Source organism: Nocardia yamanashiensis (assembly GCF_021183565.1).
GTDB lineage: Bacteria > Actinomycetota > Actinomycetes > Mycobacteriales > Mycobacteriaceae > Nocardia > Nocardia yamanashiensis.
Genome location: NZ_CP089226.1, coordinates 1,280,705 through 1,293,388, shown reverse-complemented (window position 1 = coordinate 1,293,388; position 12,684 = coordinate 1,280,705). Strand labels below are relative to the sequence as shown.

The 12,684-nt window shown below is 67.7% G+C and carries 15 protein-coding genes; 7 read left to right on the top strand and 8 right to left on the bottom strand.

The features are described 5' to 3' along the window. Nucleotides 1-34: 34 nt before the first annotated feature. Nucleotides 35-955 (bottom strand): beta-ketoacyl-[acyl-carrier-protein] synthase family protein, encoded by a 921-nt coding sequence (locus LTV02_RS06170; protein WP_233038919.1) that lies wholly within the window; start codon nucleotides 953-955, stop codon nucleotides 35-37. A gap of 4 nt (nucleotides 956-959) precedes the next feature. Then, a complete protein-coding gene (locus LTV02_RS06165) occupies nucleotides 960-2,006 on the bottom strand; it encodes a 3-oxoacyl-ACP synthase III family protein (RefSeq protein WP_233038918.1) in 1,047 nt (348 codons plus the stop codon). A gap of 519 nt (nucleotides 2,007-2,525) precedes the next feature. On the opposite strand from LTV02_RS06165, the gene LTV02_RS06160 reads away from it, so the two are divergent. The 4 genes from LTV02_RS06160 to LTV02_RS06145 all read left to right on the top strand — a co-directional run bounded on the left by LTV02_RS06160 (nucleotide 2,526) and on the right by LTV02_RS06145 (nucleotide 6,383). Continuing rightward, on the top strand, nucleotides 2,526-4,193 hold the full coding sequence (locus LTV02_RS06160; protein ID WP_233038917.1) for a fatty acid CoA ligase family protein: 1,668 nt from the start codon (nucleotides 2,526-2,528) through the stop codon (nucleotides 4,191-4,193). Between the two features lie 10 nt (nucleotides 4,194-4,203). After that, complete coding sequence (locus tag LTV02_RS06155) at nucleotides 4,204-4,374, top strand: hypothetical protein (RefSeq protein ID WP_233038916.1); 171 nt, start codon at nucleotides 4,204-4,206, stop codon at nucleotides 4,372-4,374. Then, nucleotides 4,371-5,405 carry an NAD-dependent epimerase/dehydratase family protein gene (locus LTV02_RS06150; protein ID WP_233038915.1) on the top strand — a complete coding sequence of 345 codons (1,035 nt, stop codon included), beginning with the start codon at nucleotides 4,371-4,373 and terminating at the stop codon, nucleotides 5,403-5,405. Before LTV02_RS06155 ends, LTV02_RS06150 begins: the two co-directional genes overlap by 4 nt. 147 nt (nucleotides 5,406-5,552) lie before the next feature. Then, the gene (locus LTV02_RS06145) at nucleotides 5,553-6,383 is read left to right on the top strand and encodes an alpha/beta fold hydrolase (protein ID WP_269821610.1); all 831 of its coding nucleotides are present in this window, start codon (nucleotides 5,553-5,555) and stop codon (nucleotides 6,381-6,383) included. Here the strand turns inward: LTV02_RS06145 and LTV02_RS06140 are convergent. Beyond that, the gene (locus LTV02_RS06140) at nucleotides 6,380-6,790 is read right to left on the bottom strand and encodes a hypothetical protein (RefSeq protein WP_233038914.1); all 411 of its coding nucleotides are present in this window, start codon (nucleotides 6,788-6,790) and stop codon (nucleotides 6,380-6,382) included. The genes LTV02_RS06145 and LTV02_RS06140 overlap by 4 nt on opposite strands. Before the next feature lie 114 nt (nucleotides 6,791-6,904). Further along, nucleotides 6,905-7,216, bottom strand: coding sequence for a pyrimidine/purine nucleoside phosphorylase (gene ppnP, locus LTV02_RS06135; RefSeq protein WP_233038913.1), 312 nt, complete (start codon nucleotides 7,214-7,216; stop codon nucleotides 6,905-6,907). A gap of 115 nt (nucleotides 7,217-7,331) precedes the next feature. On the opposite strand from ppnP, the gene LTV02_RS06130 reads away from it, so the two are divergent. Then, nucleotides 7,332-8,132: an inositol monophosphatase family protein gene (locus LTV02_RS06130; protein WP_233038912.1), complete on the top strand. Its 801-nt coding sequence runs from the start codon at nucleotides 7,332-7,334 to the stop codon at nucleotides 8,130-8,132. A 27-nt stretch (nucleotides 8,133-8,159) separates the two neighbouring features. On the opposite strand, the gene LTV02_RS06125 is transcribed toward LTV02_RS06130, so the two are convergent. Then, complete coding sequence (locus tag LTV02_RS06125; protein ID WP_233038911.1) at nucleotides 8,160-8,975, bottom strand: class I SAM-dependent methyltransferase; 816 nt, start codon at nucleotides 8,973-8,975, stop codon at nucleotides 8,160-8,162. 65 nt (nucleotides 8,976-9,040) lie between these two features. On the opposite strand from LTV02_RS06125, the gene LTV02_RS06120 reads away from it, so the two are divergent. Next, nucleotides 9,041-9,481 (top strand): VOC family protein, encoded by a 441-nt coding sequence (locus LTV02_RS06120; protein ID WP_233038910.1) that lies wholly within the window; start codon nucleotides 9,041-9,043, stop codon nucleotides 9,479-9,481. A gap of 9 nt (nucleotides 9,482-9,490) precedes the next feature. Here the strand turns inward: LTV02_RS06120 and LTV02_RS06115 are convergent, their stop codons facing one another. Further along, nucleotides 9,491-9,841 carry a hypothetical protein gene (locus LTV02_RS06115; RefSeq protein ID WP_233038909.1) on the bottom strand — a complete coding sequence of 117 codons (351 nt, stop codon included), beginning with the start codon at nucleotides 9,839-9,841 and terminating at the stop codon, nucleotides 9,491-9,493. 193 nt (nucleotides 9,842-10,034) lie between these two features. On the opposite strand from LTV02_RS06115, the gene LTV02_RS06110 reads away from it, so the two are divergent. Beyond that, nucleotides 10,035-10,724, top strand: a complete 690-nt coding sequence (locus tag LTV02_RS06110) for an alpha/beta fold hydrolase (RefSeq protein ID WP_233038908.1) — start codon at nucleotides 10,035-10,037, stop codon at nucleotides 10,722-10,724. A 385-nt stretch (nucleotides 10,725-11,109) separates the two neighbouring features. Here LTV02_RS06110 and LTV02_RS06105 read toward each other — a convergent pair whose 3' ends face one another. Next, a complete protein-coding gene (locus LTV02_RS06105; RefSeq protein WP_233038907.1) occupies nucleotides 11,110-11,778 on the bottom strand; it encodes a hypothetical protein in 669 nt (222 codons plus the stop codon). 128 nt (nucleotides 11,779-11,906) lie between these two features. Further along, nucleotides 11,907-12,620, bottom strand: a complete 714-nt coding sequence (locus LTV02_RS06100; RefSeq protein WP_233038906.1) for a GntR family transcriptional regulator — start codon at nucleotides 12,618-12,620, stop codon at nucleotides 11,907-11,909. Nucleotides 12,621-12,684 lie beyond the last annotated feature (64 nt).

Genomic DNA, 12,684 nt, shown 5'->3' with positions numbered 1-12,684 from the left:
CCGTTGAAACGAATTGCCAGACAGTATATTTCGTTCAGCCCTTCGATGCGGCCCCAGCGGCCGCCAGCGCGTGCGGCCGATAGACCAGGGCGGCCGCCGAACTCTCGTCCACACCCAGGAACACCACCGCGCGCGGGGTGTCGAGCAGGCCGGAATCGGCGGCGCTCAGATAGGCGTGCACCGGGGCGGCAGAGTACGGGTCGCCGACCGTGGGATCGACGCCCGCGACCGCGGCGGACGGAATGCCGAGGCGGTAGGCGAGCCGTTCCCGGAAGCCGGGAATCGGTGCGGGCGTGAGCAATACGGCCACCCCGGTGGCGAAATCGTCGAGGGTCAGGCCCTCACCGACCAGCAGTTCCCGCACGGCGGTGGTGGCTGCCTCGAGGGGGTCGCTGCCACCGGCGCCGATGGTCATGGCGGCCCGGCCCTCGGTGCCCGCGGCGAGCAGGTTCGCCCAGCCGGTCGGGGCGATCGCGCCGGAATCCTGCGCGGTGTAGATGCGCCCGAAACCGCCCGCGTCACCGGAGCGGCGCAGCAGCAGCGCCGCACCGGTCGGGGTGTACGGGAACCCCTCCACCTCGCGTTCCAGCGACGGATGGGTATCCCCGGCGACGACCAGCGCGTACTCCAGATCGCCCGCGGCGATGAAGGATTGCGCCGCCATCAGGCTGTGCACCACGCCGTTGCCACCGTTGAGCAGGTCGAAGGAGAAGGCCGGCACCTTGCCGGTGCGGTACTCCAGACCGACCTCGAGGCGCTTCTGGATGAGGGCGGCCACGGCGGGTTCGGAGATATTGCTGTCCCGGAACACCCCGGCATTGATGATCAGGCCGATGCGATCGGGCGACACCCCGGCCTGTTCGAGGGCGGCCCGCCCGGCGCGCGCGGCGAGTTCGAAATAGCTGGCGGTGTCCGCGTCGGTACAGACGGCCGCGGAAACGATAGTGGTAGTCATAGATTCACGCCTCCAGCCGGGTGATGGTCGCGGCGAGATGCCCGGACACCACGCCGGACGCCTCGGGAATCAGCAGCACCTTGGACCCCTTCGGGATCTTCTGCTGCGCCAGATGCTCGTGCAGCACCAGGAAGTGCGAGGTGGAGGCGGTATTGCCGTACTCCTCGTACACATTGAGCTGCTGCGGCATCGGGGTGTCGAAATGCCGTTCGGTGAGCTGGCTGATGTAGTCGATGGCCGGCCCGCTGAACTGGTGATGCACCCAGTAGTCGTATTTCTCGCTCTCCCAGGCTCTTCCGGTCTCCTTCAGGAAATCCGCCATCCGGCTGATGCCCTGCAGGTACCGCGATTCGCTGGCGAGCGCCCGGTTGTCGGTGTACATGGCGATGCCGGTGGTCTTCTCGCTCGGCATGCCGATGCAGTGCTCCGCGCCCGCGGAGGTGGTCATCAGCTCGATGTAGTGGATCTCGTCGTGATCGTCGCCCTTGTCGTCGACGATCACCGCCACCGCCGCGTCGCCCACGGTCAGCGCCGCGAACTGGGGGTCGTAGGGCTGGCTGATCTCGCGGGTCGCGGTCTCGGCGATGGGCGTGATCTGCTCACCGCTGACCACCAGCCCGCGCCGCACCACGCCGGTCTTGATCATGCGGTCCAGCAGTTCGACCCCGGTGATCATGCCGGCGCAGGCATTGGACAGATCGAAGTGCAGGGCGTTGGTGGCGCCGATGGCATTGCGCAGCATGAGCGCGAAAGCCGGTGCGTAGCAGAAGTGTTCGGCGTCGCGGAAGCGGGTGATGGAGACGCAGATGATCACGTCCAGATCCTCGGCGGTGTAATCGGAATGGCTCAGGCAGTCGCCGATCGCCTGCCGGGCCAGTTCGAACGAGGATTCGTAGTTGTCCGGGTCGGAATTGTAGACGTGCCGGTTCTTGATTCCGGTGATGCGCTCCAGATCCAGTGCCCTGGGCACGGACAGGCTGCTGATCACGTCTTCCGTGGAGCGGACGGTGCTGGGTGTGTACGCACCGATCGATTCGAAGCGAGTACGCATGGCCCCCTACTCTCAGGAAAGAATTGATGTTCGGTCGAATTCTGGTGCGGCGTGCGGCATTCGCATTCTCGAGGGGTTACAGCGATGCCGGTGCCGTCGTTATCCAGTAGCCCCGATGCTGAATCGGACGGTACCAGTACCGGTGGGTAACCGATCGCCACAGAAGTCACGTCAATCCCATTGGCAACACCGCCTTTTCGCGCCGCGAGAGCCTCGACTACCTGGTGAAACCGGGTAACGCCGGCAGCGTCCAGGGGTACTGACATAGGGGTGCGCTAGGGGCTGCGGCGAAACCGGTGTCGGTACCCCGATTCACACCAAAACCATTGCACGGCAATGCGTTATCCGCAATCAGCGGTGGCGGCCGGGCGGAGGGTGCGGTAACCTCCCGGTACCGCTCATCGCATTCCTCACATTTCCAGGGGGACGTGTGTCGAAATATTCTTCTGCCAAATCCGGACTCGCGATAACGAAAGTGGTTCGAATTTCCGTGCGCTCGAATTCCATCGAGGTGATGTCGTGACCGTTACCGCAACCTATTGGCGTGCCCTGGATCGCTTCGCCGCCGTCGTCGCCGACCATCCGGATCGGGAGGCGGTCATCCACGCCACCGGCCGCGACGGCGCCGGCCTGCCGGTCTACAGCGAGATCAGCTATGCCGAACTCGACGCCTGGTCGGACGCCATCGCCGAGAACTTCACCGCGGCCGGGGTGACCCGGGGCATGCGGACCATCGTGCTGGTCAAACCCGGACCCGAGCTCTACGCGGTGCTGTACGGGCTGTTCAAGATCGGTTCGGTGCCGGTGGTGATCGACCCGGGCATGGGGCTGTTCAAGATGCTGCGCTGCCTGCAGGCCGCCGATGCCGAAGCGTTCGTGGGGGTTTCGGAAGCGCAGGCGGTGCGGATCGTGTTCCGGTCCTACTTCCGCAAGGTGCGGGTCTCGGTGACCGTGGGCCGATGCTTCTGGCGGGGGCCGACTTTGGAGAGCTGGGGGCGCGAACCCACTGCCGCCCTGCCGGATCGGGCGCCCGCGCCGGACGACGATCCGCTGCTCATCGCCTACACCACCGGCAGCACCGGACCGGCCAAAGCCGTCGTGCTCACCCACGGCAACCTCAGCGCCATGATCGATCAGGTGGACGCGGCACGCGAGCACGTGCCGCCGGGGACCTCGCTCATCACCGCGCCGGTGGCCGGGATCCTGGAGCTGCTGCTCGGATCCCGTTGCGTCATACCGCCGTTGATTCCGTCCAAGGTCGGGGCGACCGATCCGGCGCACGTGGTGGACGCCTGCGCGCGGTACGAGGTCAAGACCATGTTCGCCTCGCCCGCCGTGCTGATTCCGCTGCTGCGGCATCTCGAGGAGACCGGGGCCGGACTGCCCACCCTGGAGAGCGTGTACTCCGGTGGGGCGCCGGTACCGGACTGGTGCATCGCGGGGCTGCGCAAGGTGCTGCCGGAGGAGGCGAAGGTGTACTCCGGGTACGGGGCCACCGAGGCGCTGCCGATGGCGACCATCGAATCGCGGGAACTGCTGGGCGATCTGGTGGAGCAGGCGCATCGCGGCAAGGGGGTGTGCGTGGGGCGGCCGGCGCTGCACGTTCGGGCGCGGGTCATCGCCGTCACCGATGAGGAGCTGCCCACCTGGGCCGAGGTCGAGGCGCGCGAGGCGGAGCTGGCGGTCTCGCGCGGGATCGGCGAACTGGTGGTGGCGGGGCCGAACGTGAGCACCCGGTACTTCTGGCCGGAGGCGGCCAATACGGCCGGGAAGATCCTCGACGGGGAGCGGGTGTGGCATCGCACCGGGGATCTGGCGTGGATCGACGAGGAGGGCCGAATCCGGTTCTGCGGGCGCAAGAGTCAGCGTGTGGAGACCGCCGCCGGGCCCATGTTCACGGTGCAGGTCGAGCAGGTGTTCAATACCGTGCCGGGGGTGGCGCGGACCGCGCTGGTCGGGGTGGGCGAGCGCGGGGCGCAGCGGCCGGTGCTGTGCGTGGAGCTGGAAGCCGGGGCCGACCGGGCGGGGGTGGAGACGCAATTGGCCAGGCGGCGTGACGAATTCGAGGTCGCGGCGGCGGTCGAGCGGTTCCTGTTCCACCCGAAGTTCCCGGTCGATATCCGCCACAACGCCAAGATCGGGCGCGAGAAGCTCACGGTGTGGGCGGCCCGGCAGCTCGGCGATTAGGGGGAAGGGCATGAAAGTCCTGGTGGCACGGGCGGTTCCGGTATTCGGCTGGCTGGTGGCGATGAGCGGGCTGGCCGCGGTCGTGCAGATCGCGGTGCGCATGGCGGTGGACGAAGCGGCGAGCCGGGCGCGGGAACTCCCGGCCGGCGCGGAGCGCAAACAACTACAGGAGGCACGGTGAAGGCATTGGTGACCGGTGCGTCCGGATTCCTCGGGGGCGCGCTGACGCGGCGGCTGGTGCGCGACGGCGCCTACGAGGTGGCGATTCTGGTGCGGCGCACCAGCAATCTGCGCGATCTGGCGTCCGTGCTGGACCGGGTCGAGGTGATCCACGGCGATCTCGCCGACGCCGAATCACTCGGCCGGGCGGTCACCGGCGTGGACATCGTGTTCCACAGTGCGGCGCGGGTGGACGAGCGCGGGACCCGGGAGCAGTTCTGGGCGGAGAACGTGGCGGCGACCGCGCGGCTGCTCGGCGCGGCCAAGGCGGGCGGGGCGCGCAGGTTCGTATTCGTGTCCAGTCCCAGCGCGCTGATGGACCGCGACGGCGGGGATCAGGTGCGCGTCGACGAGACCGTTCCGTATCCGGAGCGGTATTTGAATCACTATTGCGAGACCAAGGCGGCGGCCGAACGGCTCGTGCTCAAGGCGGACGACGGCGAGTTCACCACCTGTGCGCTGCGGCCGCGGGCCATCTGGGGCGCCGGCGATCGGTCCGGGCCGATCGTGCGGCTACTCGATCGCGCCGCCGCGGGGACGCTGCCGGATCTGTCCTTCGGGCGGGAGGTTTACGCGTCGCTGTGCCATGTCGAGAACATCGTGGAGGCCTGCGTGCTGGCGGCGGCCGGTGAGAAGGTGGGCGGGAAGGCGTATTTCATCGCCGATGCCGAGGAGACCAACGTGTGGCGGTTCCTGGCGCGGATCGCCGGCGATCTCGGGTATCGGCCACCGAGCCGCAAACTCGACCCGCGCTTGGTGAACTTCGTGGTCGAGGTGATCGAAACCCTCAGGCGCGCACCGTTTCTGGCCGAACGCTGGACGCCGCCGCTGTCGCGCTACTCGGTTGCGGTGATGACCCGCACCGGCACCTACGACACTTCGGCCGCCACCCGCGACTTCGGATACCGACCGGTCGTAGATCGCGATTCGGGTATGGAAGCTCTCAAAACGTGGCTCCGGGACGGGGAGGAAAGTATCGAAACAGCCCACTGACCAGCGCTCGGGCGCTCGAAACGAAACCTTGTGTTACGTGCGGTACCAGCTAGCATGGTTGGATAACCGCGCGAGGGGTATGTCGGTGCTGACGGCCCTCGTCGGAAGACGCAGTACAGCACCGCTACTCAACGAGGAGAGCGCCCGATGCCGGTGTTCGATTATCACGGCGTGGCTGTGGCCTATGACCAGGCGGGATCGGGTGATCCGATCGTCTTCCTGCACAATATCGGCGGCGACCGGCGCATCTGGGCCAATCAGTTCGAGGCGTTGGCGGCGACCAATACCGTGTACGCCATCGACCTGTTCGGATACGGCGATTCCGACACTCCCACCGCCGGGTACACCGTCGACAATTACATCGGCATGCTGTCGGAGTTCATCACCGCGCACGGGCTGCGCGATGTGACGCTGGTCGGCAATTGTTTCGGCAGTGCGCTCTCACTCCTGTACACCCGCGCGCATCCGGACAATGTCCGCGCCCTGGTGCTGTGCAGCCCGCTGACGGCCGCCACCCTGCGCCCCACCCAAACCGGCTGGACCGCACGCGCCTTCGCGCATCTGCAGGTCGATGCGCTGGCCACCGCCATTCGCCTGCCCGCTGTCGCCGCCCGCCTGGTGGTCCGCGAACAGCTCGGCCCCCAGGGCCGCGATATGCACCCGGCCACCTTCGCCGCCCTGCGCAGCCGCTGGGCCGAACCGCGCCGCCTGCTGCCCCCGGCAGCCATCGCCCGCGACCTGCCGAACCTGGCGACACTCGACTATTTCCACCCCGCGCCCGGTTTCCCGCCCATCACCACCATCTGGGGCGCGAAGAACCGCATCCTGTCCGCCAAGGCCGGCGCCCGCCTCAACAAGGCCCTGCGCCCCGCCTCCGCCATCACCCTCCCCACCTGCGGTCACCTGGTCATGCTCGAATCCCCCGAAACAGTCACCACCGCAATCCGTTCCGCCACCCGCACCGCCCTGGCCAGCTAGAACAGCGCCGCGACCACTCCTACGCCGAGGATCACCAGCCCCGCCGCCATGGTCACCGCCCCCACGAATCCCAGCGGGGCGGTCTTGGCCTTTTCCGCGAACTCGTCCTGCACGCCCGTCAGCCAGTTGACGGTGTCCTTCGCGGCGATGAACACCCCCGACGCCGCGATCAACCAGGCCGCCGCCGCATTCCACCCGCTCGACAGCTCCGACAGGCGCACCGCCCACACCAGCCCGAGCAGTATCACCCCCTGAAATACCGACCCCACATGCGCCACATTCAAATACCGCGGCGTGGCCGGCGCCCCCTCCCGCATCCGCCGGAACGTCATCACGAACCCCAGCAGCACCGCATATCCCAGCATGGCGACACCACCGACGATCAGTACTTTCTCCGCGGTACCCATAGCAGTCCCCTTCCGCTGTCTCCACGGTAAGACCGCACCCCCGCCCCCGTCCCGCGAAAAGCAAAACGCCCGACCCCTGACCAGCAGGAACCGGGCGCGACAGGCTCGTTCGGCTCAGCCGAAGTGGCACACGTAGTGCACCGGCGCGACGACCTCGATCTGGAAGCTGCTGTTCCCCGGCACGGAGAACGACTCGCCACCCTTGTAGGTGACTGCCGCGTCCGCCCCCGCGAGGGTCACATTGCACTCACCCTCGAGGATCTCCATGATCTCCGGCGCCCCCGTGTTGAACGTCAACGTAGCCGGCAGGATGACCCCGACCGACTTGCTCGTCCCATCCGCCAGCTCGATGTTGTGCGACACGCACTTCCCATCGAAGTAGACATTGGCCTTCTTGGTGACGGTGACATTCTCGAACGTCGTCATGAACTCTCCTGGGGTAATGGGGACAGGCAAGCCTAACCGCCTCCCACCTCCCCGCCCGCGCCCAGGGGTCGGCAACGAACCCCACCTTTCACCCGCGTCCCGTAACGTGCGCCCCGTGCCCGAGACCGATGCCGAAATCGCCATCCGCGCAGCCGAAGCCGCCTCCGAGGTGATCCGCTCCGCCTTCGGCGGCCCCCTCACCCACTACGCCAAGGACGCCGACGATTTCGCCACCCAGGCCGACCTGACGGCCGAGCAGACCATCCTCGCCATGATCGGCTCCGCCCGCCCCGCCGACCGTTTCCTGGCCGAGGAGTCCGGCAGCACCGGCGCGAGCGGCAGCGAACGAACCTGGCTGATCGACCCCCTGTGCGGAACCAGAAATTTCGCGGCCGAAGTACCCCACGTGGCCGTGAACATCGCCCTCCGCACAGCCGGCCGGATCACCGTCGCCGCCGTCGCGGATCCCTTTGCGGCCGAGGTCTTCTGGACCTCGGGCCAGGGCGCATTCGTCCGCCACGGCGGAACCGACAGACCGCTCTCCCCGAAGTCCGGCACCCGTCTGGTCGACCTCGACCTGGATCCACCGAGCCCGAATCGAGACTGGTTCCGCCCGGCCCGACTACTCGACGACGACCTCTTCACCACCGAATTCCACCCCCGCGTCCTGTCCACCTCCCTGGCCCTGGCCTGGGTCGCCGCCGGCCGCCGCACCGCCTACCTCACCGACGGCGATATGACGGACAATGTCCACTTCAGCGCCGGCATCGCCCTGTGCCGGGCGGCGGGATGCGCGGTGAGCGGGTTGTCGGGCCGAGCCGTCGAATCCGCAGCACACGGATTGCTGGCCGCGGCCGACCCGGATACCCACACTCGGCTCCTGGAACGCATTGCCGCACAACGCGAACCGGCATGATCCCCGGCGCTCGTGCGGCCGGGCGGTTCAGGCGGGCCGCCGGGCCGTCACCTGTAGCCAGCGCGTCGGTGCTTCGAACTCTCCCGGCCCGTAGCGTTCGGCCAATTCCCGATGCGCGATCGTGGTCGCGGAGTCCAGGTCGAGGGTCGAATGGCGTTCGATCTCGCCGCGCAGCGGAGTGCCCTGGCAGAAGGCGAGGGCGGCGAGTTCGGCGGTGGTGCGGCTGACGCCTTCCAGGTATTCGGCGGTGATCCGGTCGAATCCGGCTTCCGTCAGCTCGCCGCGAATCCGGTCGGCGTCGAAGTATCCATGTGGGGTGCGGCGCATGAAATGCAGTGGCTCGGCGGGGGTGGCCGCGCAGAGCGCCTCGGTGACGACCATGGCTACCGGGTTGGTCTCGATCCGGTCCCACACGTTGAACGCGAACATGCCGCCGGGGCGCAGGACTCGCAGCGATTCGTGGAAGCCACGCACTTTGTCCGGAAAGAACATTGCCCCGAACTGGCAGGCGACCACGTCGAAACAACGATCGGGAAAGGGCAGTTCCAGTGCGTCCGCGACCTGCCAGCGCACCCGCTCCACCCCGGGACGACCGCCTGCCGCTTTCACCATCGGCCCGTTCAAATCCGTTGCGACAATGTCGAAACGCTCGATTCGAGCCAGCTCCCGGGTCAGGGCGCCGGTGCCCGCAGCGGTCTCCAACAGGTCGGCCCCGGATGCCGCCGCCACCACTTCCGCGAGCGCGCGGGCCGGTTCCGCGAAGATCATCGGGACCAGCACGGTCTCGTAGATCTCGGCGATCGACCCGGTGAACGCGGCGTCACCGCTGCCACCCGCACTCATGAGCCCGACCTCGCACCGCCGCCCATGCACCGAGCCTACCGCCGCACCACACCTAACATGCGAACATGGCGATTCAGCGGATGGACAACGTGCTCATCGTGGTCGAGGACCTCGACGCCGTGATCGGGTTCTTCGTCGAGCTCGGGATGGAGTTGGAGAATCGGGGCCCGGTCGAGGGGCGGTGGGTGGAGCGCATTATCGGGGTCGACGATGTTCGGCAGGAGGTGGCGATGTTGCGGACACCGGATGGGCACGGGAAGGTTGAGCTGGCGATGTTCCGGGCGCCGCGGGCGGTGCGGCCCGAGCCGAAGAACGCGCCGGCGAACACCCTGGGCATACGCCGAATCATGTTCGCGGTGGACGATATCGACGAGGTAGTGGCTCGATTGCGTTCCCGCGGAGCCGAACTGGTCGGGACGATCGAGCAGTACGAACAGATCTTCCGGCTCTGCTACGTGCGCGGCCCCGAGGGCATCATCGTCGGACTGGCCGAGGAAATCGGCTGAGCCCCGGCCTCAGGCCGCCGCGGCGGCCGTGAGGGTGCGCAGTGCGGTGTGGGGGTCGGGGACGTCGACGACCAGGCGGGTGACGGAGGCGCCGGCCAGGTCGATCTGGATGGCGTGGCCGTCGAATCGGGTGTCCCAGAATTCCTTGCGGCCCTTGCCGCGGAAGATCCCGGCGGCGATCACGCCGGGGAAGAAGGTGCCGGGTGCGCGGACCCACGGCGGGCGGAGGTCGACGGAAGCGAGCGATACCCGGGTGACGTCGGCGAGGTCGAAGGTGACGTGTTCGTGGAGGGCCAGGACTCGATGGATACCTTCCACATGCACCGTCACCGTGCTCCCGGTGACCTCCAGCTCGACCATTTCGCACCTCACGCAACTCGGGGATGTCCACTCCAGGGTGGCTCGGGAAACTTGCGGGAGCCTGAGGGTTTCCTTGCAGTTCTCTCAGGTTTGCGGGCCCGTCTGTCGGTGGGTGCGGGCACAATCGGGTTCAGGCAGCGCGTTTCCGGGGGCGAAAGCGCTTGGGGAGCAATCGGATGAGAGGAGGCTCACCGTGAGCGAACAGCAGGGTGAGAACAAACCGGCCACCTTCGTGCTGATCCACGGGGGCGGCAGCAGTTCCTGGGATTGGCATCTGGTGGCGCCGGAACTACGGGCGCGCGGACACGAGGTCATCGCGGTCGATCTGCCCATCGAGGACCCGGAGACCGGCGTCTCGGAGTACGCGGACGCGGTGCTCGCCGAGATCGGGGACCGGACCGAGGTGGTCGTGGTGGGACATTCGTTCGGCGGCCTGGTCGCACCGGTGGTGAGCGCCCGCCGCGACACGGACCTGCTGGTGCTGCTGACGGCCATGATCCCGGTCCCGGGCGAAGCGCCGGACAAATGGTGGGCGGCCAGCGGGCACCAAGCGCTCGGTATCCGGATGGACACCGAGGAGCAGGTGATCGACGTGTTCATGCACGATGTGCCCGCTGCCCTGGCCGCCGAAGCCCTCGCCCGCGGCCGCGAACAACACGAGAACGCCGGCGATCAGCCGATCCCCCTGGACGCCTGGCCCGACGTCCCGACCCGCTTCCTGCTGTGCCGCGACGACCGCTTCCTGCCCGCGGACTTCATGCGCCCGCTGGTGCGCGCCCGCCTCGGCATCGAACCGGACGAGATCGACGGCAGCCATTGCGTAATGCTCAGCCGCCCGGCCGAACTGGCCGACCGCCTGCACCGCTACTGGCTCGAGCGCTGACGCCCGGAAATGGGCAACGGCCCGGAAGCGCGAGCCTCCGGGCCGTCTCGTACTCCGAGCGCCGTGCACGTATCCAACGGCCCACACCTTGCATCATCGGGTGATGCGTGCTGTCACGACCGGAGTCTGCGGAGCCACGACGGGGGTGCATTTCCCCGACGGATGCAATCCGGCGAGCCGCCCCACGACGCTTGGAGCAAACCGGCATCGAATCACGGAATGCTCGTGAATCTTTCCCGGTCCCAACGAGTGTCGCCGCCCGAAGCCCGGAATGGGACCGGAGCGGCCACATGCGGCACACGGGGTCCGCCGGTTGGCACTGCATGTCCACGATTCGCCCCCGCGCTAACCCCAGGCTACCGGCCGGAACCGCCGCGCGGAGCGATTACCAGCGACCCAGCAGATTCGCGATGTGCAGCAGCGGCGCGGCGTGCGCCGGAACCTGGTTCGGGTCGGTGAGCTTCCCGGATACTTTGCGATAGGTGAGGAGCTCATTGCCCACCAGACTCCACGCGGGCAGCGGACCGCCGAGGTACGCCCGCACCACCGCCGGCGTCACCACCGCCTTCGCCGCCACCGGATCCGCGGCAGTGATCTTGAACCGCGCATCGAAGAGCTCGTTGCCGGTCGCGGTCGGCTTGTCCCCGAACAGGCTGCGCCCCCACTGCGAGAACACCCCGCGCGGCCCGACCGCGATGGCCGGGTAGCCGCGATCGAGCTGGATCAGCACGACCACGAACCAATGCCTGCTGGTCGTAGTGTTCTCCCCACTGGAATCGGTTGTCTCGTAGGAGTATTCGGCGACGGTCACCCAGTGCCCGTCGATGCGCGCGGTGAACGTCACCCCGAGCCCGCGCCGGCTGCGCCCGGGCAGGCGAGCCGTCCACGGAGCGTGGGGCGCCTTGCGCATGGTCCACCCCTGCGCCGCCGCCCACCGCGAGAACCGTTCCAGCCGATCCTGTTCGGCCTTGATCTGCAGGGGCACGACCACCGCCAGCAGGATCACGATCAACACCATCGGGATCGCGCACAGCGATCCGAACAGAACCGACATTCGAGCCCCCTCCCCGGGAAACCGGACCGGTGAAAGCAACCGGTCGCTACCAGGGAGATTGCCCGGCGGCCCTTCTCGAAGGCTTAAGAGATCATTGGGGCAACCGTCGCGAAAAGCCGTGCCCCGCCCTACTCCTGCTCGGTCGCCAGCGTCATCGCCACGATCGCACTGGTCACCCGCTCCAGCACCACGTCCAGGGATTCGCCGATGTGCCGCCGCAGCAGTTCGTACGCGAGCGGCAGTTCCCCGTTCAGCACCGCGTCCAGAATCGCCAGATGTTCGGCGATGGTCACCTCGACGCGATTGTTGACCATGAAGTCGTACATGCGCACGTGGCGGATCCGGGCATTGACCGCCGTGAGCGCCCGGGTCAGCTCGGAGTTGCCGGAGGAATCCAGCAGTGCGACATGGAATTCCTCGTCCACCACCACGAATCCCGGTTCCTGCGGCGGCGGGTCGGCGCGCAGCCGCAGCCACCGGTCCCGCTCCGCCCGCAGCACCGACTGGTCGTGCACCACCGCCGGATTGTCGATGGCGCGCTGAATCCCGCTCAGCTCCAGGGTGATACGCAGCTCGTACAGATTCCGGATCAGCGGAATGCTCGGCCGCACCGGACTGAACCCGTATTCCTCACGCCGCAGCAGCCCGTCCGTGGCGAGCATGGCCAGGGCTTCCCGGATGGGCGTGCGCGAGATCCCGAAGCGCGCACAGAGTTTCGGCTCGGTGAGCCGCTGCCCGAACTTGATCTCCCCGTTCATAAGTTCGGCGCGTAGCGCGGTGTACACCCCGTCCCGCAGGCTGCCCCCCGAACCGCCGGCTCGCGAAGCCAGAGTTGTCGACATGCGTGTATACGCTAGGAGGAGGCGGTTTCCGCGACGTCACCGAAGGTTAGCACCGCGTAAGGAA

Coding starts and splice junctions, on each gene's coding strand:
- LTV02_RS06170 (WP_233038919.1), bottom strand. CDS start 955: ATGACTACCACTATCGTTTCCGCGGCCGTCTGTACCGACGCGGACACC.
- LTV02_RS06165 (WP_233038918.1), bottom strand. CDS start 2,006: ATGCGTACTCGCTTCGAATCGATCGGTGCGTACACACCCAGCACCGTC.
- LTV02_RS06155 (WP_233038916.1), top strand. CDS start 4,204: ATGAAAGTCCTGGTGGCACGGGCGGTTCCGGTATTCGGCTGGCTGGTG.
- LTV02_RS06145 (WP_269821610.1), top strand. CDS start 5,553: ATGCCGGTGTTCGATTATCACGGCGTGGCTGTGGCCTATGACCAGGCG.
- LTV02_RS06140 (WP_233038914.1), bottom strand. CDS start 6,790: ATGGGTACCGCGGAGAAAGTACTGATCGTCGGTGGTGTCGCCATGCTG.
- ppnP (WP_233038913.1), bottom strand. CDS start 7,216: ATGACGACGTTCGAGAATGTCACCGTCACCAAGAAGGCCAATGTCTAC.
- LTV02_RS06125 (WP_233038911.1), bottom strand. CDS start 8,975: ATGAGTGCGGGTGGCAGCGGTGACGCCGCGTTCACCGGGTCGATCGCC.
- LTV02_RS06120 (WP_233038910.1), top strand. CDS start 9,041: ATGGCGATTCAGCGGATGGACAACGTGCTCATCGTGGTCGAGGACCTC.
- LTV02_RS06115 (WP_233038909.1), bottom strand. CDS start 9,841: ATGGTCGAGCTGGAGGTCACCGGGAGCACGGTGACGGTGCATGTGGAA.
- LTV02_RS06105 (WP_233038907.1), bottom strand. CDS start 11,778: ATGTCGGTTCTGTTCGGATCGCTGTGCGCGATCCCGATGGTGTTGATC.
- LTV02_RS06100 (WP_233038906.1), bottom strand. CDS start 12,620: ATGTCGACAACTCTGGCTTCGCGAGCCGGCGGTTCGGGGGGCAGCCTG.